This is a genomic window from Massilia terrae, from assembly GCF_024753145.1.
In the GTDB taxonomy this organism is placed as follows: domain Bacteria; phylum Pseudomonadota; class Gammaproteobacteria; order Burkholderiales; family Burkholderiaceae_D; genus Telluria; species Telluria terrae.
The window spans coordinates 203,077-229,587 of sequence record NZ_JANUGU010000005.1; the positions used below are offsets into that span (position 1 = coordinate 203,077).

General features: G+C 64.6%; 26 protein-coding genes. 10 read left to right on the forward strand and 16 right to left on the reverse strand.

Annotation, left to right across the window (positions count from 1 at the left end; genetic code table 11):
* Positions 1–35 precede the first annotated feature (35 nt).
* On the forward strand, positions 36–1,739 hold the full coding sequence (locus NX778_RS15965) for a thiamine pyrophosphate-binding protein (RefSeq protein WP_258812754.1): 1,704 nt from the start codon (positions 36–38) through the stop codon (positions 1,737–1,739).
* 138 nt (positions 1,740–1,877) lie between these two features.
* Here the strand turns inward: NX778_RS15965 and NX778_RS15970 are convergent, their stop codons facing one another.
* Positions 1,878–2,069 (reverse strand): hypothetical protein, encoded by a 192-nt coding sequence (locus tag NX778_RS15970; protein ID WP_258812755.1) that lies wholly within the window; start codon positions 2,067–2,069, stop codon positions 1,878–1,880.
* A gap of 380 nt (positions 2,070–2,449) precedes the next feature.
* On the opposite strand from NX778_RS15970, the gene ftsY reads away from it, so the two are divergent.
* The 4 genes from ftsY to rpoH all read left to right on the forward strand — a co-directional run bounded on the left by ftsY (position 2,450) and on the right by rpoH (position 6,726).
* Positions 2,450–3,727 (forward strand): signal recognition particle-docking protein FtsY, encoded by a 1,278-nt coding sequence (gene ftsY, locus NX778_RS15975; RefSeq protein ID WP_370661342.1) that lies wholly within the window; start codon positions 2,450–2,452, stop codon positions 3,725–3,727.
* Between the two features lie 6 nt (positions 3,728–3,733).
* Entirely contained in the window at positions 3,734–4,393 is a 660-nt protein-coding gene (locus NX778_RS15980; RefSeq protein WP_258812757.1) for a cell division ATP-binding protein FtsE, read from the forward strand.
* Positions 4,390–5,307 carry a permease-like cell division protein FtsX gene (gene ftsX, locus NX778_RS15985; RefSeq protein ID WP_258812758.1) on the forward strand — a complete coding sequence of 306 codons (918 nt, stop codon included), beginning with the start codon at positions 4,390–4,392 and terminating at the stop codon, positions 5,305–5,307. Before NX778_RS15980 ends, ftsX begins: the two co-directional genes overlap by 4 nt.
* A gap of 528 nt (positions 5,308–5,835) precedes the next feature.
* The gene (rpoH, locus tag NX778_RS15990) at positions 5,836–6,726 is read left to right on the forward strand and encodes an RNA polymerase sigma factor RpoH (protein WP_258812759.1); all 891 of its coding nucleotides are present in this window, start codon (positions 5,836–5,838) and stop codon (positions 6,724–6,726) included.
* A 115-nt stretch (positions 6,727–6,841) separates the two neighbouring features.
* On the opposite strand, the gene NX778_RS15995 is transcribed toward rpoH, so the two are convergent.
* From NX778_RS15995 to pstS, 3 genes are all read right to left on the reverse strand, one after another.
* On the reverse strand, positions 6,842–9,511 hold the full coding sequence (locus tag NX778_RS15995) for a bifunctional diguanylate cyclase/phosphodiesterase (RefSeq protein WP_258812760.1): 2,670 nt from the start codon (positions 9,509–9,511) through the stop codon (positions 6,842–6,844).
* Positions 9,512–9,516: 5 nt separating this feature from the next.
* Positions 9,517–10,206, reverse strand: a complete 690-nt coding sequence (locus tag NX778_RS16000) for a response regulator (protein ID WP_258812761.1) — start codon at positions 10,204–10,206, stop codon at positions 9,517–9,519.
* A gap of 90 nt (positions 10,207–10,296) precedes the next feature.
* Positions 10,297–11,340 (reverse strand): phosphate ABC transporter substrate-binding protein PstS, encoded by a 1,044-nt coding sequence (gene pstS / locus NX778_RS16005; protein ID WP_258812762.1) that lies wholly within the window; start codon positions 11,338–11,340, stop codon positions 10,297–10,299.
* Positions 11,341–11,471: 131 nt separating this feature from the next.
* On the opposite strand from pstS, the gene NX778_RS16010 reads away from it, so the two are divergent.
* Positions 11,472–11,879 (forward strand): hypothetical protein, encoded by a 408-nt coding sequence (locus tag NX778_RS16010; protein ID WP_258812763.1) that lies wholly within the window; start codon positions 11,472–11,474, stop codon positions 11,877–11,879.
* Between the two features lie 34 nt (positions 11,880–11,913).
* Complete coding sequence (gene ggt, locus NX778_RS16015; protein WP_258812764.1) at positions 11,914–13,677, forward strand: gamma-glutamyltransferase; 1,764 nt, start codon at positions 11,914–11,916, stop codon at positions 13,675–13,677.
* A 43-nt stretch (positions 13,678–13,720) separates the two neighbouring features.
* On the opposite strand, the gene NX778_RS16020 is transcribed toward ggt, so the two are convergent.
* The 3 genes from NX778_RS16020 to NX778_RS16030 are packed head-to-tail and all read right to left on the reverse strand — an operon-like array spanning position 13,721 to position 16,259.
* Complete coding sequence (locus tag NX778_RS16020; RefSeq protein ID WP_258812765.1) at positions 13,721–15,130, reverse strand: hypothetical protein; 1,410 nt, start codon at positions 15,128–15,130, stop codon at positions 13,721–13,723.
* Positions 15,127–15,864 (reverse strand): ABC transporter ATP-binding protein, encoded by a 738-nt coding sequence (locus NX778_RS16025; RefSeq protein ID WP_258812766.1) that lies wholly within the window; start codon positions 15,862–15,864, stop codon positions 15,127–15,129. Before NX778_RS16025 ends, NX778_RS16020 begins: the two co-directional genes overlap by 4 nt.
* The gene (locus NX778_RS16030) at positions 15,861–16,259 is read right to left on the reverse strand and encodes a GntR family transcriptional regulator (protein WP_258812767.1); all 399 of its coding nucleotides are present in this window, start codon (positions 16,257–16,259) and stop codon (positions 15,861–15,863) included. Before NX778_RS16030 ends, NX778_RS16025 begins: the two co-directional genes overlap by 4 nt.
* A gap of 136 nt (positions 16,260–16,395) precedes the next feature.
* Here NX778_RS16030 and NX778_RS16035 point away from each other — a divergent pair, with 136 nt between their 5' ends.
* Positions 16,396–17,022 (forward strand): putative quinol monooxygenase, encoded by a 627-nt coding sequence (locus NX778_RS16035; protein WP_258812768.1) that lies wholly within the window; start codon positions 16,396–16,398, stop codon positions 17,020–17,022.
* A gap of 72 nt (positions 17,023–17,094) precedes the next feature.
* Here NX778_RS16035 and NX778_RS16040 read toward each other — a convergent pair whose 3' ends face one another.
* The 4 genes from NX778_RS16040 to NX778_RS16055 form a co-directional block, all read right to left on the reverse strand.
* Positions 17,095–17,676, reverse strand: coding sequence for a TerD family protein (locus tag NX778_RS16040; protein ID WP_258812769.1), 582 nt, complete (start codon positions 17,674–17,676; stop codon positions 17,095–17,097).
* Between the two features lie 16 nt (positions 17,677–17,692).
* The gene (locus NX778_RS16045) at positions 17,693–18,388 is read right to left on the reverse strand and encodes a TIGR00266 family protein (protein ID WP_258812770.1); all 696 of its coding nucleotides are present in this window, start codon (positions 18,386–18,388) and stop codon (positions 17,693–17,695) included.
* A gap of 68 nt (positions 18,389–18,456) precedes the next feature.
* Positions 18,457–19,032, reverse strand: coding sequence for a TerD family protein (locus NX778_RS16050; RefSeq protein WP_258812771.1), 576 nt, complete (start codon positions 19,030–19,032; stop codon positions 18,457–18,459).
* 130 nt (positions 19,033–19,162) lie between these two features.
* A complete protein-coding gene (locus NX778_RS16055) occupies positions 19,163–20,227 on the reverse strand; it encodes a DUF475 domain-containing protein (RefSeq protein WP_258812772.1) in 1,065 nt (354 codons plus the stop codon).
* A 110-nt stretch (positions 20,228–20,337) separates the two neighbouring features.
* On the opposite strand from NX778_RS16055, the gene nhaR reads away from it, so the two are divergent.
* Together nhaR and NX778_RS16065 are read left to right on the forward strand one after the other, a co-directional pair.
* Positions 20,338–21,237 (forward strand): transcriptional activator NhaR, encoded by a 900-nt coding sequence (gene nhaR / locus NX778_RS16060; protein WP_258812773.1) that lies wholly within the window; start codon positions 20,338–20,340, stop codon positions 21,235–21,237.
* Positions 21,238–21,424: 187 nt separating this feature from the next.
* Positions 21,425–22,768, forward strand: coding sequence for a hemolysin family protein (locus NX778_RS16065; protein WP_258812774.1), 1,344 nt, complete (start codon positions 21,425–21,427; stop codon positions 22,766–22,768).
* 46 nt (positions 22,769–22,814) lie between these two features.
* Here the strand turns inward: NX778_RS16065 and NX778_RS16070 are convergent, their stop codons facing one another.
* From NX778_RS16070 to NX778_RS16090, 5 genes are all read right to left on the reverse strand, one after another.
* On the reverse strand, positions 22,815–23,411 hold the full coding sequence (locus tag NX778_RS16070) for a PEP-CTERM sorting domain-containing protein (protein WP_258812775.1): 597 nt from the start codon (positions 23,409–23,411) through the stop codon (positions 22,815–22,817).
* A gap of 268 nt (positions 23,412–23,679) precedes the next feature.
* On the reverse strand, positions 23,680–25,173 hold the full coding sequence (locus tag NX778_RS16075; RefSeq protein WP_258812776.1) for a tyrosinase family protein: 1,494 nt from the start codon (positions 25,171–25,173) through the stop codon (positions 23,680–23,682).
* 147 nt (positions 25,174–25,320) lie between these two features.
* Positions 25,321–25,773: a YaiI/YqxD family protein gene (locus NX778_RS16080; protein WP_258812905.1), complete on the reverse strand. Its 453-nt coding sequence runs from the start codon at positions 25,771–25,773 to the stop codon at positions 25,321–25,323.
* A 44-nt stretch (positions 25,774–25,817) separates the two neighbouring features.
* On the reverse strand, positions 25,818–26,216 hold the full coding sequence (gene arfB / locus NX778_RS16085; RefSeq protein WP_258812777.1) for an alternative ribosome rescue aminoacyl-tRNA hydrolase ArfB: 399 nt from the start codon (positions 26,214–26,216) through the stop codon (positions 25,818–25,820).
* Positions 26,217–26,228: 12 nt separating this feature from the next.
* On the reverse strand, positions 26,229–26,477 hold the full coding sequence (locus tag NX778_RS16090; protein WP_258812778.1) for a hypothetical protein: 249 nt from the start codon (positions 26,475–26,477) through the stop codon (positions 26,229–26,231).
* Positions 26,478–26,511 lie beyond the last annotated feature (34 nt).

The following is a 26,511-nucleotide window of genomic DNA, read 5'->3' on the forward strand; positions in this document are numbered from 1 at the left end:
TCGCCAGATGCCAAATCATCAAGGATGACAGAACCATGACGCACCCATCCCGTTCCGGCGGCCAGATCCTGGTCGACGCGCTCCAAGTCCACGGCGTCGAGATCGCCTTCGGCGTGCCCGGCGAAAGCTACCTGGACGTGCTGGATGCGCTGCACGACTCGGACATCCGCTTCATCGTCAACCGCCAGGAAGGCGGCGCCGCCTTCATGGCCGAGGCCTACGGCAAGATGACGGGCAAGCCGGGCATCTGCTTCGTCACCCGCGGGCCGGGCGCGACCAATGCGTCGATCGGCGTACACACGGCGTTCCAGGATTCGACGCCGATGATCCTGTTCATCGGCCAGGTCGGCACCGATTTCATGGACCGCGAGGCTTTCCAGGAAATCGACTACCGCCGCATGTATGGACAGATGGCCAAGTGGGTGGCCCAGATCGACCGCGCCGACCGCATTCCCGAATACCTGGCGCGCGCCTTCCAGGTGGCGACCAGCGGCCGGCCGGGTCCGGTGGTGCTGGCCCTGCCGGAAGACATGCTGGTCGCCAAGGCCGCTGTGGCCGACACGCGCCGCTACCAGCCGGTCCAGGCCTCGCCTTCCGCCGCGCAGGTCGACACCTTGCGCGGCATGCTGGCGCAGTCGAAGAAGCCGATCCTGCTGCTGGGCGGCGCGACCTGGAATGCGCAGGCCTGCGCCGACGTGCAGCGCTTCGCCGAGGCCAACCACTTGCCGGTGGCCTGCGCCTTCCGTTTCCAGGACCTGCTGGACAATGAGCATCCGCATTACGTGGGCGACGTCGGCATCGGCATCAATCCCAAGCTGGCGGCGCGTGTGCGCGAAGCCGACCTCGTCATCGCCTTCGGCCCGCGCCTGGGCGAAATGACGACCAGCGGCTACGCGCTGCTGGAGGCGCCGGTGCCGCGCCAGCGACTCGTGCATATTCATACCGACGCCGAGGAACTGGGCAGCGTCTACCAGGCCGAGCTGATGATCAATAGCGGCGCGCCGCAGGCGGCGGCAATGCTGGCCGCGATGGCGCCGGTGGACGCGAGCGCATGGCGGCACACGGTTGCCGCAGCGAAGGCTGAGCTGGCGGAATGGCAAGTCCAGCCGCCGATCTTCCGCGATGGCAACGCGCCGCTCGACCTGTGGCAGCTGGTGCAGCAGCTGATGTCGACGCTGCCGCATGACACCATCATCACCAATGGCGCCGGCAACTACGCCACCTGGGCGCACCGCTTCTTCCGCTACGGCGGCATGCGTACCCAGCTGGCACCGACCAGCGGGGCGATGGGGTACGCGGTGCCGGCCGGTGTGGCGGCCAAGATCATCGATCCGGAGCGGACCGTGGTGACCTTTGCCGGCGACGGCGAGTTCATGATGACCGGTCAGGAACTGGCGACCGCGGTGCAGTATCGCGCCGGCGTGCTGATGATTGTGTTCAACAACAACATGTTCGGCACCATCCGCATGCACCAGGAGCGCGAGTACCCAGGCCGCGTATCGGGCACCGGGCTGCACAATCCGGACTTTGCGGCGCTAGCCCGGGCCTATGGCGGACATGGCGAAGTGGTCGAGAAGACAGCCGATTTTGCGGGCGCGCTGGAGCGGGCCGTGACGTTCGCCCGTGAGCAGAAGCTGCCGGCGCTGATCGAATTGCGCTACGACGGCAACCTGATTACCCCGAATGCGACGCTGGAGACGATTCGCAAGGGAGCGGAGGCCGCAAAAAAGGCCAATTAAGAAAGCGCGCGATAGAAAGAGCACGTCGTCCTCGCGAAAGCGGGGATCCCATTTTGCCGGCACCTCGTCGGCGCATGCAGAAATGCGGGCCCCGCTTTCGAGAGGACCACGCAACTTTATAACGAGTGCGCGAGAACCTTACTTCAGCCCAATCTCCGCAGGCATCGGCAGAGGCTTGTCGAAGATACTGGGCGGGTCGGTTGGGATGGTCAGGAACGTGGCCACCAGGGCGATGAACAGCCAGACCACGAGGTTACGCAAGGTTGCCGCACCGCCGCCCTCGGGGTTGTCTCCATGGATGAGCCGTCTGAGAAAATCGGAAGGTTTCACGATCGGTTCCTCTTTCGCCTGTTTTTGGTCTTGTTAGTTCCCAATCTATACCACTCCTAGCGTAAATTCCAGCCTTGATACGGTTGAGTTGCTGGACGACGGGCCTGCTGCCTACAGGAATCAAAGTCCTGCTCTGGTAAAATACGCGCGACCCTGTTCCGGCGCCCCGGCATGATTGGTGGCGCGCGCAGTACCCGCCTTCTCACATTCCAATGTTCAGCTTCTTTAAACGTAAAAAACCGGAAGAGCCAACCGTCGAGCCGACACCGGCCCCGGAAACGCCCGCCGAGCCGGCTGCGGCCGAATCTTCTTTCCTTCGTCGCCTGTTTGGTGGCGGCGCCGAACCCGCGCCCACGCCGGAACCGACTGCCGCGCCGACGATCGCTCCGACCGCTGCTCCAACGGCTGCGCCGACTGCTGCTCCGACACCGGCGCCAACTGCCGCACCGACCTTTGCACCAAGCCCTGCGCCGACTGTCGCACCGACTGCCGCACCGAGCCCGGCTCCGACCGTGGCGCCGACGTTCGCGCCGACTCCTGCGCCGACTCCTGCGCCGACGCCGGCTCCGACCGCTGCGCCGGTCGCGACGCCTGCCCCTACCGCAGCGCCGACGCCCGCGCCGACTGTCGCCCCGACTCCTGCCCCGACTCCAGCACCGACGGCCGCCCCCACTCCGGCGCCCCCCCCGGTCCCGACCGCCGTGCCGGTCGCCGAGCTGTTCCCCGAAACCGCCGAACGCCCGACCACCGAAGCGGAAAAGAAGAAGTCCTGGATGGCGCGCCTGAAGGCGGGCCTGGCCAAGACCTCCAGCAACCTGTCGCTGCTGTTCGTCGGCGCGCGCATCGACGAGGACCTGTACGAGGAACTCGAATCGGCGCTGCTGATGGCCGACGCCGGCATGGACGCGACCGAATTCCTGCTGTCGAACCTGCGCCGCAAGGTCAAGGAAGAGAAGCTGCTCGAAGCCGTGCAGGTGAAGGCCGCGCTCAAGGAGCTGATGATCGAGCTGCTGCGCCCTCTTGAAAAATCGCTGGAGCTGGGCCGCTACGAGCCGATGGTCATGATGATCTCGGGCGTGAACGGCGCCGGCAAGACCACCACCATCGGCAAGCTGGCCAAACACATGCAGCGCTATGAGCAGGCGGTGCTGCTGGCCGCGGGCGACACCTTCCGCGCCGCCGCGCGCGAGCAGCTGCAGGTCTGGGGCCAGCGTAACAACGTGACCGTGGTCTCGCAAGCCTCGGGCGACCCGGCCGCGGTGGCCTTCGACGCGGTCCAGTCGGGCAAGGCGCGCGGCATGGACGTGGTGATGGTCGATACCGCCGGCCGCCTGCCGACCCAGCTGCACCTGATGGAAGAACTGCGCAAGATCAAGCGCGTCATCGGTAAAGGCATGGATGGCGCGCCGCACGAGGTGGTGCTGGTCATCGACGGCAACACCGGCCAGAACGCGCTGGCGCAGGTGAAGGCCTTCGACGACGCGCTGCAGCTCACCGGCCTGGTGATCACCAAGCTCGATGGCACCGCCAAGGGCGGCGTGCTGGCGGCGATCGCGCGCATGCGGCCGGTGCCGGTGTACTTCATTGGCGTGGGCGAAAAGCTGGACGACCTGCAGCCTTTCAACGCGGATGAATTCGTCGAAGCGCTGCTCGGATAAGGACCTATGATCGAATTTGCGGCCGTCTCCAAAAAATACTCCACCGACGCCTTCGCGCTGCGCGACGTCTCCCTCAACATCGGCAAGGGTGAGCTGGTCTTTTTGGCCGGCCCGTCCGGCGCCGGCAAATCGACCCTGCTGAAGATGATCGCGGCGGTCGAGCGGCCGACATCCGGCCGCGTGATCGTCAACGGCCACGACATCGGCAAGCTGAAACGCGCCGGCGTGCCGTTCCTGCGCCGGAACCTGGGCCTGATCTTCCAGCAGCAGCGTCTCCTGAACGACCGCAGCATCCTCGCCAACGTGATGCTGTCGCTGCTGGTGACGGGCGCCTCGTCGTCCGAAGCCGGGCAGCGTGCCCGCGCGGCGCTCGACAAGGTCGGCCTGCTCGACCGCGCGCATGCGCACCCGATGGAGCTGTCCGGTGGCGAGCAGCAGCGCGTGGCCGTGGCACGCGCGATCGTCAACCGCCCGCAAATCATCCTGGCCGACGAACCGACGGCCAACCTGGACCGCGCCGCCGCCGACCGCGTGATCGATGCGCTGCGCGCCTTTAATTCAGTCGGCGTGACCTGCATGATCTCGACCCACGACGACACGGTGCTGGGCGCGGCGGGCCGCGTGATCCGGCTCGAACAAGGACAGATCGCGGGAGGCGCGCAATGAATACCTGGCTGCGCCAACAACGCTTCGGCATCAAGGCCGCGCTAGGCCATATCCGCTCGGCGCCGGGCAGCTTCCTGTTCAACGTGCTGGTGGTGGCGATTGCGCTCACCCTGCCGTTCGCCGGCGTCACCCTGCTCGACAACGTGCGGCCGATGTCCGAACAGCTGTCGGTCGATCCCGAGATCAGCGTCTTCATGAAAGCCGAGACGGCGCGCGAGCAATCGCAGGCGCTGGCCGGCAAGCTGCGCTCGATTACCGGCGCTAGCGCCAAGATCGTGTTCGTCCCGCGCGAGAAGGCGCTGGAAACGCTGAAGGACAAGAGCGGCCTGACCGACGTGTTGGGCGCGCTGGGCGAGAATCCCCTCCCCGACAGCTATGTGCTGCAGCTGCAGGACGTGACCAGCACCAAGGCCGCCGCGCACATCGACCAGATCGCGGACAACCTGCGCGCGCTGTCCGAAGTGGACACCGTGCAGGTCGACTCGGCCTGGGTCAAGCGCCTGGCCGCGCTGCTCGGCGTGCTGCGCCTGATGCTGCTCCTGCTCGCGATCACGCTGGGCACGGTGGTGATCGCAGTGGTGTTCAACACGATCCGCCTGCAGGTGCTGACCCAGCGCGAGGAGATCGCGGTGTCCAAGCTGCTGGGTGCGACCGATGGCTTCATCCATCGGCCTTTCTATTACACCGGCGCCCTGCTCGGCCTGTGCGCGGGCGCGGTGGCGCTGGGCGCGGTGGCCCTGTCGCTGCATCCGCTGAACGGCGCCATCGCCGAGTTTGCGCGGCTGTACGCCTCCGAGTTTCAGCTGACACCGCTGCCGCCGCTGGATATCGCCGCGCTGCTGGCGATCAGCGCCGGGCTTGGGCTGGTGGGCGCCATGCTGTCGGTACAGCGCCACCTGTCGCGCTTATCCTGATTACTGCCGTCGTTCCCGACGCCGCGGGAACGACGTTCTCCGATTACTCAAGGTCGGTGATATTTCCGCTATCGCATCAATACTTAGACGAGGCTTAAAAACATGCATTGCGGCAGCATGTTTACGCTGACCGTGGTATAGTTATCGCTTCCAAATCAACAGCTTATGGAACACTCTGAAACGTGCGGCATCCAACAGATAGCCGAGGGAGGAAAAAGTAAGCTGTGCACCATCCAAATCCAGAACGCGCACGGTTGATGTAAATCAAGCGCGCCGCAATCCCCTGCTCTACAGTAAGTTCGTCGTCGCAAGAAATTCCGTAGAGCAACAAATTACGCTATCGAAGCGATAAATTCCGTCGATTGGCACTCGCCGAGCGAGAGTGCTAATATATGACCAAGACGACCTGGCCCAAGCATAAGCCAGACCATCATGCAAGCTAGTAACAGACCGTAACAGTCGTGCCTTCGGGGCGCTGTCAACGGTAAGTTGAAGACGCAGCACCGATTACTCAAGAGGGAATTGACTATGTCCGCACAATCCGCACTGGTTCCAGTTGGCACTCGTGCACTGGGACTGGGTTTCACCGGCAATCTCGGCAACATCGACGCGTATATTTCCGCGGTCAACCGTTTGCCGATGCTTTCCCATGAGGAAGAAGTTTCGCTGGCCACCCGCCTGCGGGACCAAAACGACCTCGACGCCGCGCAAAAGCTGGTGCTGTCGCACCTGCGCCTGGTGGTGTCGATCGCGCGCGGCTACCTCGGCTACGGCCTGCCGCATGCCGACCTCATCCAGGAAGGCAATATCGGCCTGATGAAGGCGGTGAAGCGCTTCGACCCCACGCAAGGTGTCCGCCTGGTCTCGTACGCGATGCACTGGATCAAGGCCGAGATGCACGAGTACATCCTGAAGAACTGGCGCCTGGTCAAGGTGGCCACCACCAAGGCCCAGCGCAAGCTGTTCTTCAACCTGCGCTCCAACAAGCAGGGCCTGGACACGATGTCGCCGCAACAGGTCGACGAGCTGGCGCGCATGCTGGACGTCAAGCGCGAGGAAGTGATCGAGATGGAAACCCGCCTGTCGGGCCACGACATCGCCCTCGAAGCGCCGAACGACGACGAGGACGACAAGTTCGCGCCGATCGCCTACCTGTCGTCGGAGAACAGCGAGCCGACCAAGGTGCTGGAAGCCGAACAGGTCACGCGCCTGCAGTCCGAAGGGCTGGAGACCGCGCTGTCCAAGCTCGACCCGCGCTCGCGCCGCATCATCGAGGCGCGCTGGCTGGCCAATGACGACGGCTCAGGCGCCACGCTGCACACCCTGGCCGAGGAATTCGGCGTGTCGGCAGAGCGCATTCGCCAGATCGAATCGGCCGCGCTCAAAAAGATGAAGGGCGCGCTGGCAGCGTTCGTGTAAGCCCGCGCTTCGCCTGACCGGACGGCGGCATCGATGAGATGCCGCCGTTTTTGTTGATTGAGAACGTCGTTCCCGCCTCCGCGGGAACGACGTTCGTGGTGGTGGATGGCGGTTCTTACGCCACCCGCACCGCTGTATCGATCAGATACCGCCGCTTCATCATCTGCGCCATCTCGCGCGCCGGCATCGGGCGCGCCACCAAGAATCCCTGCACCTCATTGCACCCCAGTCCGCGCAGGATCGCGAGCTGCTCCATCGTCTCCACGCCTTCCGCCACCACGCCCATGCCCAGCGCGTGCGCCATCGAGACGATCGCCTGGAAGAACACCGTTCCCTCATTCGACTTGCCCAGCTCCGCCGTGAACGCGCGGTCGACCTTGAGCACGTCCATGCGCAGACGCTGCAGTTGAGACAGCGAGGAATAGCCGGTGCCGAAATCGTCCACGTGCAGCTTGATGCCGAGCGCGCGCAATTCGGCCAGTTCGGCCAGGATCGCGTCCTGGTCGCTCATCATCGCCGACTCCGTGATCTCGACTTCGACCAGGCTGCCCGGCACGCCGTGGCGGGCCAGCGCCGCCGCCAGCTGCTGCGGCACCAGGCCGCGTTGGAACTGGCGCGCCGACACATTGATCGACACCGGCACCAGCGGTGCGCCCTCCGAGCGCCATGCAGCCACCTGGGCGCAGGCCTTGTCCATCACCAGCTCGCCGATGCGCAGGATCATGCCGGTCGATTCGGCCAGCGGAATGAATTCGCCCGGCGGCACCATGCCCAGCGCCGGATGCTGCCAGCGCAGCAGCGCCTCCATGCTCAGCAAACGGCCATCGCGCGGATCCACGCGCGGCTGGTAGTGCAGCACGAACTGGTCGTCCTCGATCGCCTCCATCAGGTTCTGCTTGAGGCGCGAGCGCGCCCGCAGGCTGTTCGACAGCGTCGGATCGAAGAAGCGGTAGCGGCCCTTGCCGTCGTTCTTCCCGGCGTACATCGCCATGTCGCTGTGCTTGATCAGGGTCTCGGCGTCGGCCCCGTCACGCGGGAACAGCGCGACGCCGATCGATGCGCCCACCGCGTGCAGGTCGTCGCCGATGGCGAACGGCGCGGCCAGTGCGTCCACGATGCGCTGCGCCACCGCGCCCACTTCGCGCTCGCCTTCGCAGGGATCGAGCAGCACCAGGAACTCGTCGCCGCCGAAACGCGCCACGCGGTCGGACGGCCGCAGCAACGATTGCAGGCGCTGGGCCGCGGCCTTGAGCAGCTGGTCGCCGGCGCCGTGGCCATGCGCATCGTTCACGTGCTTGAATTCGTCGAGGTCGATGAACAACAGGGCCAGCGCGCGCTGGCGCTCGCGCGCCACGTCCAGCGCCACCGGCAGCTGTTCGAGGAAGGCGCTGCGGCTCGCCAGCCCGGTCAGCCCGTCCTGGTTGGCCAGGCGCTCCAGCGCATGCTCGTGGGCCTTGCGCTCGCTGATGTCCTGCAGCGTGACCGCGAGGCCGTTGCCGACCCGGACCAGGCGCCGCCTTCCCCAGCGCGCCTGCGCCCGGCCGTCGCCAGGCAGCGGGCGCTCGTCCTCATGGAAACCGGCCTCCATCGCCTTGCGGTAGATGGCCAGCAAGTCGCTCCCGAACAGGCCGTCGTCGATGCGCGCCACCCTGCTGCCGACCAGCGCGTGGCGCGTCATGCCGAAGAAGGAAGCGCCGCGCTCATTGCAGTCGTCGATGGTGAAATCGACGATCTCTCCTTTGCGGTTGCGCACCGCAGCCGCCATGAAGAAACCGTCGTTGCCGCTCTCGGTGGCGGTGCGGTAGGCACGCCGCACTTGTTCCTGCTCGCGTTCGCGCAGCACCAGGCGGCGCGACAGCAGCGCGCCCACCGCGCCCAGCACCAGCAGCAAGGTGGACGCCGCCAGCGCGCGGTTGCGGCTCTCCTGCCAATATCCTTCGGCACCGGCCAGCGCCGTCTCGTGCGACAGCGACACCGTCGCGACCAGCGGGTACACCGGCGAACGGCGCCAGCCCATGATGCGCGCGCGGCCGTCGGCGAAGCCGTCGGGACCCTTCACCAGCTCGACGCCGGCATCCGCGGTCCACGCCGCATCGCGCGGCAACATGTGATGCGGCGCGCCGCTGGCATGCTGCTCCAGGCGCAGCGGCGACTCGCTCGCGGCCACCGCCAGCAAGCCGTCGGCTCCCAGCGTTTCGGGTCCGACGAAGGAAGTGAAATAGCTCGCGTCAACGGCCAGCAGCACCACGCCGTCGAATTCGTCATCGATGGTATCGAGGCGCCGCGTGAACAGGATCTCGTCGTCGCCCAGCGCTAGCTGTGGCGGCACCATGCCGACCCGCAGCGCGGTGGAGATCGCGTTCTGGTGCTGCCTGAAGAAGGAGGTGGCGGACAGGTCCAGTCCGCGCAGCGTTGGCCGCGTCGAGGAACGCACCACGCCGCTGCGGTCGACCAGCGCGACCACGCTGAACGCGGCGTCGGTGAACATGCCGTCGCGCCGCAGCTGTTCCAGCAGCTCGCCGCGCGCGCCGTGCTCCCAGCTGTATTTGAGCTGCATCGCGATCTGGTCCATCTGGCCGACCGATCGCGTGATGTATTGTTCGTAGGCGGCCGCGTAGGCGCTGGCCTCCTTGCGCGCCTGCGCATCGGCGCGCACCCGCTCGCCGTGGGCGCGCGCGAGCGTCACGCTCCACAGCACCGCGCAGGCGAGCAGCGCCAGCACCGGCCACACGATGACGAGGAAGCGGCGGCTGCGAATGAATCCCTGTTCCGTGAACTGTCCCATCGCCCCTAGCCGGCCGTCAGCTTGTAGCCGAAGCCGCGCACGGTCTTGAGCAGCGATTTGGCGTCGCGCAGCGCTTTGCGCAGGCGCAGCACGTGCACGTCCACGGTGCGTTCATCGAGGGTGCCGTTGGCATGCCAGACCTGGTCCAGCAGCTGGGCGCGCGAGAACACCTCTTCCGGGTGGCACAGCAGGAATTTGAGCAGGCGATATTCGGCCTGGCGCACCTCCACCGCCTCGGCGCCGACGCGCACCGTGCAGCTGCGCGGATCGAGCGCCAGCGGGCCGACCTGCAGCGGGCGCGCACTCTGGGTCTCGCCGCGGCGGCGCAGCGCCGACCTGGCGCGGATCGCGAGCTCGCGCGGTGAAAACGGTTTGGTGATGTAGTCGTCGGCGCCGTGTTCCATGGCGACCGACCAGTCTTCGTCAAGGGTGCGGCCGGTCAGCAGGATCACCGGCATGTCATGCAGGGTGCTTTCGGCGCGAATGCGGGTCAGCAGGCGCAGGCCGCTTTCGTTACGCAGCATCCAGTCCAGCAGGACCAGCTGTGGTTGCTGCTGCTGGATGATGTCCCAGGCCTCGTTGACCGTGGAGGCGTGGCAGAAGGTCCAGCTGTCGTCGCGCAGCGAGAACCTGACCAGTTCGGCGATCGCGGGTTCGTCCTCGACGATCAACACGAGCGTTTCGGCCGGATTCATGTGGAGTCACCTGATGCGGTTGCGTGAACTTGGGGAGTGAACTGCCGGCCAAACGCGCGGAACGGGGCCGCGCGTCTGGCCAGGCTCGTATTACAGGACAGCCTTGCCCGATGCGTCCTTGATCTGGGCCTTCCATGCGCCTTCGATCATCTTGACCACCGATGCCGGCATCGGCACGTAGTCGAGCTGCTCGGCGGCGCCGGCGCCGTTCTTGAAGGCCCATTCGAAGAAGCTCAGGACTTCCTTGCCCTTGGCGGCATCGGCCTGGGTCTTGTGCATCAGCGCGAAGGTCACGCCGGTGATCGGCCATGCGGCCTTGCCCGGCTGGTCGGTCAGGACCACCGAGAAGCCCGGAGTCTTGTCCCATGCGGCGTTGGCGGCGGCGGCCTTGAACGCGTCATCGCTCGGCTGCAGGTACTGGCCGTCGTGGTTCTTCAGCTGGGTGTGGGTCATGTGGTTCTTCTTCGAGTACGCCCACTCGACGTAGCCGATCGAACCCTTGATGCGCTGGACGTTGGCGGCGACGCCTTCGTTGCCTTTGCCGCCCACGCCGGTGGCCCACTTCACTGCGGTGCCCGAACCGATCTTGCTCTTCCATTCGGCGTTGGTCTTCGACAGGAAGTCGGTGAACAGGAACGAGGTGCCCGAGCCGTCGGCGCGGTGCACGACGGTGATGTCATCGGCCGGCAGCTTCACGCCCGGGTTCAGGGCAGCGATGGCCTTGTCGTCCCACTTGGTGATCTTGCCCAGGTAGATGTCGGCGAGGACGTCGCCCGACAGCTTCAGCTGGCCCGGCTGCACGCCTTCGACGTTGACCACGGCGACCACGCCGCCCATGATGGTCGGGAACTGCATCAGGCCGTCGGCGTTCAGCTCTTCAGCCGACAGCGGCATGTCCGATGCGCCGAAATCGACGGTCTTGGCCTTGATCTGCTTGATGCCGGCGCCCGATCCGATCGACTGGTAGTTCAAGCCGTTGCCGGTCTTGGCCTTGTACGAGTCAGCCCACTTCGAGTAGATCGGGAAGGCGAAGGTCGAGCCGGCGCCGGTCATGTCGGCTGCCATCGCCGACGACATCGCCACGGCCGCCGCAACGCCGACCACCATCGATTTCATAATCAGTTTCATGTTCATGTTGTGAGTTCCCTGAGTAGTTGGACAACGAGGCGCAGTCTAGCGAGCGAATATGACAGCGATGTGACCGGAACATCGCGTGCGCGGATGGCTTTGCTATCATTGCAAGCTCAAGAGTCGAGGAGTGCGCGATGACGCTCAAGCGTTTTGCCCTGCTGTGTGCCGCCCTGCCGTTGCTGCTGTCCGCCTGCGCCGGCGACCCGCCCGCAGCGCCGGCCCCGAAGTCCGTGTCATTGACGCTGGCGCCGGGCCAGAAAGCCGATGCCGGCGGCGGCATGACCCTCGCATATGACAGCTACAGCGACAGCCGCTGCCCGAAAACGGTATGGTGCGTTTGGGCCGGCGAGCTGGTTTACCGCTTCACGCTCGCCGCGGCAAAGTCGTCCGACACCTTCAGCGTCACGCTGCCGAACACCTGGTACGTGTCCAAGGCCCTGGGCGGCACGCGCATCGCCATCGATCCGGCCAGCGTGCCGCCGCCGGCGCAGGGCAGCGCGGCCGCGCAGTACATCCTCACGCTCACGGTGTCACGGCCATGAGCGTCCCCTTTTCGTCCACCCTGATCCTCCAGCCATGAAACCAATCGCGAAAACGCTCGCCTGCGGGCTGTCCCTGTCCATCATCCTCCAGCCGCTGCCGCTGCTGGCCGCGCCGCCCGTCAGCACCGGCACCGGCGGCGCCGTCGCCACCATCAGCGAGGAAGCGTCCAAATCGGCCATCGAAATCCTCAACAAGGGCGGCAACGCGATCGACGCCGCCGTGGCTGCGGCCGCGACGCTCGGCGTCACCGACCCGTTCAGCTGCGGCATCGGCGGCGGCGGCTTCATGGTCATTTACCTGGCCAAGGACAAGCGCGTGATCACCATCGATCACCGCGAGACCGCGCCGGCCTCGTTCACGCCCTCGTCCTTCCTCAAGGACGGCAAGCCGATGGACTTCGACACCGTGGTCGCGAGCGGCATGTCGGTCGGCGTGCCGGGCACCGTGCGCGGCTGGCACGAGGCGCTCGACCGCTACGGCAGCATGAGCTTCAGGCAGGTGCTCGCGCCGGCCATCAACGTGGCCACCAGGGGCTTCAAGGTCGGTGAAACTTTCTCTCATTTGGTAGCCGAAAATGAAACAAAATTTCAGAACTTCTCCACCACCAGCGCGCTGTACCTGAGGAACGGCAAGGCCGTCCCGGCCGGCACCGTGCTGCGCAACCAGGCCATGGCGCGCGCCTACCGCGAGATCGCGGCGCGCGGCGAGAAGGCGTTCTATGAAGGCCCGATGGCGGAAGCGATCGTCGAGGCGGTGAACCATCCGCCGCTCGCCGCCGGCAAGAGCGCCGCGGCCGGGAACATGACCCTGGCCGACCTGGCCAATTACGAAGCCCGCATCCGCCAGCCGGTGCACACCACCTACCGCGGCTACGACATCTACGGCATGCCGCAGCCGAGCAGCGGCGGCGTGACCGTGGCCGAGGCGCTCAACATCCTGGAAGGCTACGACCTCAAGGCGATGCCGCGCGCGCAGGCCGAGCACTTGTACATCGAGGCCAGCCGCCTCGCCTTCGCCGACCGCAACGCCTACCTCGGCGATCCGGAATACGTCGACGCTCCGGTCGCCGGGCTGCTGTCCAAGCAGTACGCGGCGCAGCGGCGCGCGCTGATCGACAACGGCCGCGCATCGACGGCGCTGGCGGCGGCGGGCGACCCCTACCCCTTCCAGAACGACCAGAGCATCACGCTGCGCCCGCAGCAGCAACAGGCGGTGCGCATGCAGGAGTCGCTGCACACGACCCACTTCACGGTGTCGGACAAGGACGGCAACGTGGTGTCCTACACCTTCACTATTGAATCGTGGGGCGGCAGCGGCATCGTGGTGCCGGGCTACGGCTTCCTGCTGAATAACGAGCTGACCGACTTCGACTTCAGCGGCCCGCGCCCCAACGTGCCGGAAGCCGGCAAGCGCCCGCGCAGCAGCATGGCGCCGACCATCGCGCTCAAGAACGGCAAGCCGGCCTTCACCATCGGCAGCCCGGGCGGCGCGACCATCATCACCACCGTGCTGCAGACCATCGTCAATTACCTCGACCTCGGCATGCCGATGGACCAGGCGATCGAGGCGCCGCGGATCAGCGAGCGCAATATCGAAGCGAGTACGGTGGAGCCGGGCTACGCAGGCAGCGACAACGCGCGCGCGCTGGAAGCCATGGGCCACAAGTGGGGCGAGAAGCCGGAGCAGATCGGCGCCGCGAATGCGCTGGTCTTCAATCCGGATGGGACGGTGACGGCGGTGAGCGAAGCCAAACGGCTGGGCGGCGGCACGGCGCTGGTGCAGCGCAGCGCGCACTGAGTTCGGCGATGACAGCAACCGGGGCCGCGTGCCCCGGTTTTTTTCAGGCGAAGCGGCCCGTCGGGAACGCCACCGGTGCGGCCTGCATTTTCTTCCAGCGATACGCGGCAAGCAGCGCCCCGAATACATTGCTGTACGCGGTCAGCAGCACCCACGACAGCGCACCGATCGACGGCACCAGCGCAAGATGAAGCGCCAGCACCACAACCGCAAGCGCGAACGCGAGCAGCCCCTGCGGCAACGACCACACCTGCCGTTCGCGTGAATAGTCGAGCAACACGGACGCAATGCCCGGCATGAGCAGCACGGACGCCAGCGAGACTGCGCAGAACATGCCGTCCCGATCCAGACCAGTCAGCAGCCCGAGCACGATAACGGCGGCGGCGCCCATGCCCACCCCGGCTGCGACCTGTCCGGCAAGCGCTGCGGCCAGCTTGCGGTTCCATTCGCCACTGGATGGGCTGCGCGCAGCCAGCCGCAGCAAACCTTGTTCCATCCTGGCCCCATTCATCAACGTCCTCCAGCCCGTGATCGCGGCCAGCTGAAGTACCCACGTGATCATCAGGAAGCAGGCCCAGGCAAACATTGGCCACGACTCATCCTTGCCAACCACCCCGTACTTCTGCATGAGCAGATGCGACCCAGCGCCCAGGAGCACGAGCACAATCCAGGTCGGAAGCATCACGAGCACCATGGCTGTCGGGCCCAGCACGTGAAGCATCAAGCGGAGCGGCTGGCGCGAGCGGATCGCTTGCCGCAGCGCGAATCCATACAAGCTGCTCATGCGTTTCGGCGCGCCGTCTGCATTCTTGCGGCCCATCGACTCCAGCCGCTCGATGGCTTCGACCTTTGCCTTTCGCTGGCTGAAGTGACGGTCGCCGCCGGCGGGCAGCATCTGGCGAATGGCCCAGGCGCCGAACAGCGCGACTACGAGGGACGCGCAGACGAATCCTTGCGCGCTCATGAGAAACGCCAGCACCGCCGGCGGCAGTTCCTTCAGGAGGGTGCCCGACATCGCCGTCGCGATGACGAGAAAGCCCGCGAACTGGTTGCCGCTGCGGCCGAGCGCGATACTGATCATATACAGCACCACCGCCGGCGCGACCTGCCATATCGGGAACAGCGTGGCGCACAGCCCCGTGGCAAGCCAGCCAGCGGCCGTCATCTCCACCATTCGCCTGCGCATCCGTGGCACCAGGCGCGCGTTGACGGGTGTATTCATCAGCTCGAAGCCGGGCGCAAGGTGCACAGTCCACAACAGCTGCAAGACGATGACGCAAATGGCGACACCAACGCGCACGCCGAGCAGCCAGTCCTGCCTCACGAATGCAGCGGCGGCGCCGACCAGCGAACACACTCCGGCCAGCACGAAACTCCAGTCCAGGGCGCGGGACGGCCGCCGCTGGACATACGCCGCATTCCATAGCAGCCGGTAATCGCTCAGCGCGCTCATTGCGTCACCTCGATGAACAGGTCTTCGAGGCTCAGCGGCTGCCCGGTGGTGCGGCGCGCACCCTCGAGCAGCGTATCCAGTTCGCCCTGCAGCGCGATGCGGCCATCCTTGAGGAAGGCCACGTCCAGCGCCACGCGCTCCAGGTCCGACAGGATGTGGGTCGAGAACAGCACCGTCGTCCCCCGTTCGATCACGCCGTCGACCAGCTCGCGCAGGAACTCGCGCCGGCCGACCGGATCGAGCGCCGACACCGGTTCGTCCAGCACCAGCAAGTCCGGCTCGTGGCCGAGGGCGCGGATGATCGACAGCCGCTGCTTCTCGCCGCCGGACAGCTTGCCGATGGCGCGCTCGCGCATCAGCGTGTCGAAGCCCCAGCGCTGCAGCAGCGCCCGGACCTTGTCCTCGTTCCAGCGCGGGTACAGCGCCTTGAAGTAGTCCAGCATCTGCACCGGCGTCATCCACTCGAACAGCTCGGCCGACTGCGGCACGTAGCCAATGCGCGCCCGCGCCGCTTCCGACAGGCTTCCGGTCTCCTCGCCGAAGATGGTGATGCTGCCAAGGTCGGTCTCGCGCAGGCCGAGCAGGCATTCCATCAGCGTCGACTTGCCCGCGCCATTCCGGCCGAGCAGGCCGATCACCTGCCCGGCATTCACTTCCCAGTCCAAGCGATCGAGCACGGTCTTGCTGCCGAAGTGTTTGGAGACGGACGACATGCGGATGATTGGCTCGGTCATGATTGGTCCTTCAGGATCTGGTTGAACAGGGCAAGCACGGTGTCGGGGTCGAGTTCGAGCTGGCGCGCCTCCATGGCGGCCCGCTCCAGCGTGGGGCGAAGCAGTTCGGACCGTTCGGCCAGCGCGGGGCCGCCGTGCGGGCGCTCGGCCACCACCATGCCGAGGCCGCGCCGGCGCGCCAGCACGCCTTCCATTTCGAGCAGGCCGTATGCCTTCGACACGGTCATCGGGTTGACGGCCAGCGCCTGCGCCACCTCGCGCACGGACGGCATCTCGTCGCCCGCCCCGAGCTGGCCGCCGGCGACCAGGCGGCGCACCTGGTCAACCAGCTGCCGATAGATCGGTTCGGCCGAGCCAGTCGTGATCGAAAACAGGGATGAGGTCTGAATGCTCATGGTCTTACGTGTATTAGTTAATTAATACAGTAGACACAACCAACGAAAGTGTCAAGAAGAAATATCAAACTCACGTGCGACAGCCATCCACGCGCTGGCCGACACTGGGCCGGGATCACGTTGACAGGAGGCTCCCATGGTCACGAAAGGTCTGCTGGTCCATCTGGACGTCAAACACGGGTTCGATGCGGAGGTTGAACGCTGCCTGCTCGACGCCGTGCCCGCAGTGCGTGGCGAGAGCGGCACGCGCGCGTGGTACGCGATCCGTTTCGGGCGGGGCGAGTACGGGATTTTTGACGCGTTTCCCGACGAGGCCGCGCGAACCGAGCATCTCAATGGCGATGCGGTGGCGGCGCTGATGGCGAAGTCGGTGGCGCTGCTCAACCAGCCGCCGCGCATCGAGCTGGTGGAAGTCTTGGCCAGCAAACTGCCCGAGGGCCTGAACGCGGCAGTCGACACCAAGGGCCTACTGCTCAGCTTCAAGGCCTCATCCGGGAACGAGCCTCGCGTCGCGCAGTTTCTGCAAGACGCTCGTGCGTACGTGATGGCGGAAGCCGGCACCACCGCATGGTTCGCGATCCGGCGCGAGAACGGCGACTACGGCATCTTCGACGTTTTCCCCGACAACGGCGCACGCTTCGCGCACCTGACAGGGCACGTGCCTCGCGAGCTGGCCAAGCATGCGGCGTCGCTGCTTGGCTCGATGCCGGAGCTGCACATGCTGGCGGTGCATGCCGAAATCTACAACGCGCAGGCGGAATAAAAAAAACCGGGGCGCGGGGCCCCGGAAAGGAGGGGACGCGTAAGTCCCTGGGAAACAAACGGTATAAAACGATTACAGGTGCGGCGCGATCTGCGGCAGCAGTTCGTCGAAGGTGCGGCCGCCGCCGTTTTCACCGATCGCGTGCATCTTCCATTCGCCGTTATGGCGGTACAGCTTGGCCATGATCTGCGCCGTGTGCGCGCCCTGCACCGACAGGTCGTAGCGCGCCACTTCGCGGCCGCTGGCGCTGTCGACCAGGCGGCAGAACGCGTTCTCCACCTGTGCGAAGCTCTGTCCGGTGAAGCTGTTCACCGTGAACACGAGCGACCTCACGGCTGCCGGCACACGCGACAGGTCGACGATGATCTGCTCGTCGTCGCCATCGCCGGCGCCGGTGCGGTTGTCGCCGGTGTGGACGATGCTGCCGTCGCGGCTCTTGAGCTGCCGGAACCACACCACGTCCACCGGACGGTTCTGCTCGTCGAACAGCACGCACGAGGCGTCGAGGTCGATCGTCTCGGTACGCGCGCCGAAGCCGAAGAACCCGCCGCTCTTCTTGGCGTCCCAGCCAAGGCCCATCGTCACGCGTGCCAGCTCGCCGCCGGCTTCCTTCGCCAGCGAGATTTTCTGGCCTTTTTGCAGGTTGACTGTCATTTCAAAACTCCTTTATTCAGCGGCCCGCCGACTGCACCCATGCCTTGAACGAGCTGCGGTTGCGCGAGCAAACAAATACTTTTCCACGACCGGAGAAGCGCAGCACCACGCCCTCCCCGCTGGTCTGGCTGTTGATCAGGTTGCCGAGAAAGCCCGCGCTCTGGCCGGTCGTGACCGAGATCTCGTAGCGCAGCGTGCTGTCCCAGCAAACCACATGCGCGTTGTCGATGATCGCGTCCTTGCCCGGCTCGACGTCGAGTACCGACATCGAGCCGAATCCCGACACCACCACCTGGCCCTGCCCCGTCGTCTCGGTGACGAAGAAGCCGCCGCTCTGCGCGAACAGCGCGTTGCCGACACTTTGGGTGCGCACCCGCAGGTCCACGCCGGAGCTGGCGGCGACGAAGGCGCCATCGCTGATCAGGTACTGGTTCGGACCGCAATCGACCACTTGCATCGCTCCCGGCAGCGTCGGCGAGAGCAGGCAATCGCCGTCGCCGCGCGCAGCCTCGATGTGCTGCTGGAAGAACGATTCACCATTGGCGAAGGTGCGCATCAGCGCGCTGCCCAAGCCGCCGCGCATCTTTCCCTTCAGGTCGAGCGTCGATTCCATCATCACCATCGCGTCGGACTCGCAGTAGATGGTCTCGCCGCGTTTCATCGACACGTGCAGGAAGGGATCGACATCCCCGGTCACGGTAAAAACTGGCATCGCGTTCCTTTCGTTGGCATGCGGCCCGGCACGCGAAGGTGCGCGGGCTCGCAAAACTGTTTATATCGTTAGACGTTCACGCCGTAGTTGCGGGCCAGCGGGCCGAGGCCGCCGGCGAAGCCCTGGCCGATCGCGCGGAACTTCCAGTCGCCGCCGTTGCGATAGACCTCGCCGAACACCATCGCGGTCTCGGTCGAGCTGTCTTCGGACAGGTCGTAGCGGGCGATCTCGCCGCTGTTGGCCGCGTTCACGCAGCGGATGAAGGCCTTGGCGACCATGCCGAAGTTCTGGCGCCGTGCTTCGGCGTCATGGATGGTCACCGCCATCACGATCTTCTCGACGCCGGCCGGCACCGTGGACAGGTCGATGGTGACCTTCTCGTCGTCGCCATCGCCTTCGCCGGTACGGTTGTCGCCCGAGTGCACCACCGAGCCGTCGGGCGACTTCAGGTGGTTATAGAAAATGAAGTCGCCATCCGAGCGCACCTTGCCATTCTGGTCGAGCAGGAAGGCCACGCCGTCCAGGTCGAAGGCGGCGCCGTCGGTCACCCGCACGTCCCAGCCAAGGCCGACCACCATCTTCGACAGGCCCGGGGCCTCTTTCGACAGGTTGACGTTGCCGCCTTTTTGCAGAGTGATTGCCATGATGTGTAGCTCCTTTAATCAATGCCACAATTGAACACCGGGGGTATCACGCGATGCGAGCTGGTGTCGTCCTCTCGCTTCGCGGTTCGGGGCCGCCGGCGGCCGGTGGTGGCCGCCGCGCGGGATCTGATCAGGCCAGTTCCTCGACCGGCTCGCGCATTTCCAGCGCCTGCTGTTCCTTCTTGTACCGGATCGAAGACCACAGCGAGCCGACGATGAAGGCTACGCCCACCAGGCCGGTAAACACTTCCGGGATATGGAACTTCATCGAGGCCAGCATGATCACGGCCAGGATGCCGATGGCGTAGTGCGCGCCGTGCTCCAGGTAGACGAATTCGTCCAGCGTGCCCTGCTTGACCAGGTAGACCGTCAGCGAACGCACGAACATCGCGCCGATGGCCAGGCCCAGCATGATGATCACGACGTCGGTGGTGATCGCGAAGGCGCCGATCACGCCGTCGAAGCTGAACGATGCGTCGAGCACTTCGAGGTACAGGAAGGCGCCGATGCCGCCCTTCTTGACCATCTCGCCGACGCCAGCGGTCTCCTCTTCCTTCTCCAGCAGGGCCGAGATCGCGTCCACGCCGACGTACACCAGCACGCCCCACAGGCCGGACATCAGGACCACCAGCTTGTTGCCTTCTTCGACCAGCGCCAGGCTGGCCATCAGTGCGCCCAGTGCGATCATCACGGCGATCGAGGACACGCGGCCAAGGCCGGCGATCTTCTCTTCCAGGCGGCCGAGCCAGTGGTGCTCCTTCTCGTCGTCGAACAGGAAGTTCAGGAACACCAGCAGCAGGAACATGCCGCCGAAAGCCGCCACTTCGGCATGGTGCGCGGTCAGGTGCGCCGAGTACTGCTTCGGATCGTTCAGCGCCAGCGTCACCACGTCGGAGAAGCCCAGGTTCGCGGCCACCGCGACGATCACCAGCGGGAACAGCAAGCGCATGCCGAACACCGCAATGATGATGCCCACGCCGAGGAACAGCTTCTGCCAATACGCGTTCCAGGTCTTGAGCACCGAGGCGTTGACCACCGCGTTGTCGAACGAGAGCGAGACTTCCATCACGGCCAGGATCGCGGCGATCGATATGCCGGTCACCGCGCCGGCCAGGCCGCTGTGCGCGTAGCCCCACCATCCGGCCAGCGCAAGGCAAGCCAGCGTGACCAAAAAAGACACCTTGAAGTGCTTCATTTCTCGTCTTCCTAACGTGTTGTTGAATTCAATGCTGCGCAGTGTAGGTTGACCGAGACTTTGAAAAAAGCGAAGATAATCTGAACTTTACTTCGGAAAAATGGAAGAATATGGATGGGACCCTGAATTTCCGGCACCTGTACTACTTCTGGGTGGTGGCCAAGGAAGGCGGCATTACCAACGCCTCCAAGCGCCTCGGCCTGGCGATCCAGACCATCAGCACGCAGCTCGCGCAGCTTGAGGAATCGATCGGCAAAGCGCTGTTCACGCAGCAGGGACGACGGCTGGTGCTGACCGAGCCGGGACAGCTCGCGCTGGCGTATGCGGACCAGATCTTCATGCTCGGCGAGCAGTTGCAGGAGGCGCTGGGCGACGCCGACAGCGTGCGCATCCGGCTGACGGTCGGGATCTCGGACTCGCTGCCCAAGCTCACCGCGTACAAGATGCTGGAGGCGACCACGCGGCTGGACAAGCCGGTGCGCCTGGTCTGCTACGAGGACCAGTTCGAGGCGCTGCTGGCCGACCTCGCGCTGCACAAGCTGGACCTGGTGCTGACCGACCGCGAGGTCCGCTCGGGCACCACGTTGCGGGTGTTCAGCCACCAGCTGTTCGAGAGCGAGACCATCGTGGTCGGTTCGCCGGCGCTGGCGAAGACCTATGCGAAGGGCTTCCCCGAGAATTTGAACGGCGCGCCGTTCCTGCTACCGGCGCGTAATAATGCCCTGCGCGGGAAGATCGACGAATGGTTCGGCACACACGGCGTGCGGCCCGACGTGGTGGGCGAATTCGAGGACAATGCGCTGCTCAACACTTTTGGGCGGCGCGGCCTGGGCCTGTACTTTGCGCCGGCCGCGCTGGCGTCGGAGATGAAGGAGCAGTTCGGCGCGCATGTGGTGGGCCACGTTCCGCAGGTACGCGAGCAGTTCTACGCGATCTCGAACGAACGCAAGATCCAGCATCCGGCGGTGGAGGCGATACTGGCGGCGGCGCAGGCTGCTGGGGCGTCGTGACGATTACAATGCACAGCTAGAATAACAACGATCGTCGTTCCCGCGAAGCTTGCCCGCCGCGAAGGCGGGGGGCGGGAACCCCATTTTGCGTGAGTGGCTGCACAACGAAATGGGATCCCCGCGTTCGCGGGAATGACGTGCATAAGCCAGGGCTTAGTGCCACCGCAGGCACTGTTCATAGGGTTTTATGGAAAACGTATTGTTGGTCGTCCTCGCGATCCTGCTGGTCGCGCTGAACGGCTTCTTCGTGGCGGCCGAATTCGGCATCGTCACGCTCCGCAAGACGCGCATCCGCGCCATTGCAAAGAAGCGCGGCCTGCGTGGCCGCATCCTCGCCACCGTGCACGGCCAGCTCGACGCCTACCTGTCGGCCTGCCAGCTCGGCATCACGCTTGCCTCGCTCGGCCTGGGCTGGATCGGCGAGCCCGCGTTCGCGGCGCTGCTCGAACCAGTGTTCAATGTGCTCGGCGTGACCTCGCCGCAGGTGGTGCACGGCGTCTCCTTCGTGATCGCATTCGGCGTGATCTCCTTCCTGCACATCGTGGTCGGCGAACTCGCCCCGAAGTCGCTGGCGATCCGCATGCCCGAGGCGATCGGCCTGTGGTGCGCGGTGCCGCTATACGGCTTCTACTGGACGATGTACCCGGCGATCTGGCTGCTCAATGCCAGCTCGAACATGGTGCTGCGCGTGGCCGGCCTGTCCGGCGCCCACGCCTCGCATGACACCCACTACAGCACCGAAGAACTCAAGCTGATCCTGCGCACCAGCACCGCCGGCGAAACATTCACGCTCGACGAACGCCACGTGCTGGCGCAGTCGCTCGAGTTCTCGGAGATGTCGGTGGCTGACCTCATGCGGCCGATTAACGAGGTGATTGCGCTGTACGCCGACCTGCCGGTGCAGGAAAACCTCGACACCGTGCTGCGCAACCGATTCTCGCGCTACCCCTACTTCGACGCCGAGGGCGAGGAAGTGCTGGGCATGATCCACCTGAAGGACCTGTTCTTCGCCCAGCAGGCCGGGCGCGACATCACTGACCTGGCCGACTTCCTGCGGCCAGTCGACACGATCTCCGCACGCACGCCGGCGCAGGAGCTGTTCCGGCGCTTCCGCCACGGCGCGCCGCACTTCGCGCTGATCGGCGAAAAGGGCAAGCGCCCGGTTGGCTTCATCACGCTCGACAACCTGCTCGGCGCGATGGTCGGCGAGATCCGCGACGAATTCCGCATGAATGAGAACGACTGGTTGCCGCAGGCGGACGGCAGCTACCTCGGCAAGGCCAGCCTGCCGATCGTCTCGCTCGAACGCGTGCTCGGCATCGACATCGACAACGAGGCGATGGGACTGGACGACGTCGAATCAGTCGGCGGCCTGCTGATGGCCAAGCTGGGCGACATTCCCAAACAGGGCCAGCGCATCGAGTTCCCGAAGTTCGACGTGGTGGTCAAGCGCACCAAGGGCCCGCGCATCATGCTGGTCAAGGTCATCCCGCACCTGCATCGCGGCGATGACGACGAGGCGCACGACTAACGACCCATCCGGCCCTTGGTCGTGCGGCCCCTGTTCCGGAACACCTTTATGCCGTCAGCCCCAACCGGATGCCCTGGGATGGTGCTATGGCCCGCTTGTGCGCACAGAAACCGAGAACCGCCAGTCCCAAGCCGAACAGCAGGAAGGTGCCGGGCGCCGGGACCTCCGCGATATCGGACTGGATCATGATCGACCCGCCCCCAAAGATGCCCAGGCCGCCATTTTGCAGGCCGACCATTGCGGTCACGTCCTGCAACAAGCCGGTTTCTTCAAGGCAGAAGGCGCTGCCCAAGGTGCAGTGGGTTCCGATGGAAGGATCAGCGGCGGAATCGGAACTGAAGAAGATGCAATCGGCGCCGTTGCCTTGGCCATCGCAGGACGCGCCCGTCCCCGCGACACTGAACAAGTGGTCGCTGATGATGTTGGTGCCCGGTTCGGTCAAATAGATATTCAGGACGCCCCATCCTTGTCCCCCGTAGATCGGCGCGCCTCCCACAAAAGCATTGCCCACACTATTGGGAAACGTCACATCCGAGTTGGCATAGACATCGCCCCCGTTGATGACCACACGGTCTGCCGCCACACAAGTCAGCGAAAGCGATGCAAGCAATGCAGCAAACAGTCCCATCACACTTGTTTTCATATACCCCTCCCGTTCGTATCGAGGACAGGATGTGTCCCCGGTCTGCCGAAATTTTCAGTGGGTCTCCAGCAGTTGGCCCCGATCGCGCCGAATGACGATGCAATTTAGCATCAGCAAAGTTCGTGCCTAGAAATGTTTTGCCAATGAAATCAATTGCTTGGGCGATCAGTGCAAGCGGCGGGGTGCCAAAGTGTAAGGTTCTTCGACGGAACGAAAAGCGGCAGGAGACGAGTTTGCCTCCTGCCGCGAAGAAGTGGCCTAGGGAACTTTACCGATACCAGCCCGGCTGCCCCATCGGCCCTTGCGGTGTAATGAATTGCGATTGATACGATAGTTCGATGCGCATTTCGTCGGCGCTGATGGTTTCCCCGGCGGGTGGATTGTCGCCGTCGACGCGCACCCAGGACAGGGTAATGCCGGACAAGTCGGCCAGGCCTTGCTTCAACAGCAGGTCGGAAATGTCGAAATCAACCATCGCGTGGCCATGGTGCGAGGCAGCCGCGACGCGGAACGGCCCCAGGGTCCCGACAAAGCTGCGCTCCTGCGCGTTTTCCGAATCGATGCGGGATGGCATGTTCAGGTACAGGGCGTAAAAATAGCCGCCCTGGGCCCCCAGCCCGCTCACCATCGCGTGGTCGAAGACGAGGCTGATGCTGCCGGCTACCTGCCCGTTGCCGCTGTCGATGGCGTCTTTCCGCGCAGCAAGCATCGCCATGACCTCTGCGGCGTCCCTGCGGTTCAGGTTGAACTGGACCGAAGTAGAATTCTCGTCAAACGCGACCATGGCCGCACCGCCCAACGAGCGCCGGCTTGCCGAAATTTGCCGTCCCGGCGCTTTCGCAAAATTCCTGAACGGCGGACGCGCATTCGAAGGCAGCCGCGGCGATGCAGGGAGCCGCGCCGGACCAGCTTGCGCGGTGACCGTGAGCGGCGGCAGCACGGTTGGCACCTTGTCGACGGCATAGTCGTAACCCAGCCATGTCGGGTCGACCGTCTTATAACGCTCGATAAACAGGTTCGACGCATAGACGTTGTTGCCGGCCCAATAAGGGTTGCTGTTGGTGGGCGAATACGGGTAGGCGGTATATGGGATTCCCTTACCGTCCGGTAGCGCCCACGCATGGGTGAGCCGATCGATGTTTGCGTGATGCAAAAAGAAGATGGGGTCGAGCGGCGACTGCATCGTGCCCATGATTCCACCGATGAGGTCATGGACTGGATTATGCGGCGCGGCTTCAAGCTTGGGCTCGAAAGCGTTCGTCGTTCCGCGCTGGAAGTTGTAGACCCCGGCGGCAAAGGGCAATAGCGACAAAGCGTTATACACATTGGTGCCGATACGCTGCCGGTAGAGCGGATTGCTTGGCGAAGGATCGGTAAATTCCGTCGGCAAGGTGGCATACGAATAGTAATCCCAGTACGGCAGATTCAATGTGGGATCGCCGGATGACAGGCGCAGTTGCTGCTCGAAATAATACAAATAGCCGCGGTGCCAGGAAATGAAATAAGCGATACCGTGGGGGCAAAAACTCTGGTGAACATTTGCCCAGTACTGGAGCGAACCTTGGTCGTTCGGATTCGTGACTGAGCGCATTGTCGCGATCGCATTCAAAAACGATTGATATTGGCTCGTCTTCTTGAACTGTTGCCATTCCTGCCGGATGCGCGGAGACGGCTGCGCAAAAGCGAGATTGGGGATGCACTGGATGGTTGCCGCTGCCAAGGTTCCCTTGAGCAATTCTCGGCGCTTGTCGAAGTGACTCATCGCAACTCCTTCGCCCGGTCATGTAAATTCCCAATCCTAGGCTAGCGCAAGCGTGCTTCTCCAACCGGACGCTTCCGAACTTTGATCTTTCTCAAAGCGAGCTCAAGTAGGGTTGAAGGCAGGCATCAAGTCCCCTCGTGCGGCCGCTTAACGATTCCTGATCCTTGCGAGTTCCCGATCAAGCGCATTGGCGAAATTCCGACGGTCGGCGTGGCAAAACGTGGACGGGCCACCGGTATCGACGCCATTCGCGCGCAGCTCATCCATAAACGCGCGCATCGTCAATTGCTGGGCAATCGTGTCCTTCGAATACCACTCGCCGCGAGGATTGAGCGGCAAACCGCCTTTGTCCAGCACTAGCGCCGCCAAGGGAATGTCCCCGGTCACGACGATGTCGCCAGCGCTGACGCGCTCAACGATTGCGGTGTCGGCGGCATCCGCGCCTGCGGGGACCTGGAGCGCGCGGATGAAGCGCGAGCCCGGCACGCGGATCAATTGGTTGGCAACCAATATGACCTCGATCTGCAGACGTTCCGCAACCCGAAACAGGATGTCCTTGATCACGGCGGGACAAGCATCGGCGTCGACCCAGATGTGCATTTCAAATGTAGATGAGGTTATTGGATCGGTACTGGTGTTCTGGATCATTCGTTGACCTTGCCACGCAGCGCCTTGGTGTGACTGCTTCGGGTCTTCGCATCGAGCCGGCGCAGTTGCGAACCACGCGTCGGCTTGGTCGGCTTGCGCACGCGCGGTACCTCGGCTGCCTTGTCGATGAGAGTTTGAAGGCGCCGCAACGCGTCCAGCTTGTTCTGCTCCAGGCTGCGCGACTGCTGCGCCTTGAGCACCACCACACCTTCCGCCGTGATGCGCGCGTCGCGCATGCTCAGCAGCCGCGCCTTGACCTGTTCCGGCAACGAGGACGCGGCGATATCGAAACGCACGTGCACCGCACACGAGACCTTGTTGACGTTCTGGCCGCCCGGGCCTTGCGCCCGGATTGCACTGAACTCGACCTCGTCCGGATTGATCACTATCGCCATGCCACGCCGCAATTATTGGCCGACGCAAATGATCTTGGTCGCATACTCCTGCGCGTTGCCCTTCCTTTTCGCGGCCCAGGCGATAGCCTCCTCGGCTTCGGCGACTGTCATGACGGTCGCCTTTTCCTTGTTGCGAATGAAAGAAACGCCTTCGAACTTCCCGTCTTTGCCACGCATGACCTTGGCAAATACGGGCGGCTTCTTGCCTTCTTCAGCGATTTTGTTTTGCTGGACGAGGTAACGGCGGTCGATGGTTTCCATGCGGGTTCTCTGGGTTTAAGCGTTCAAACCCGCA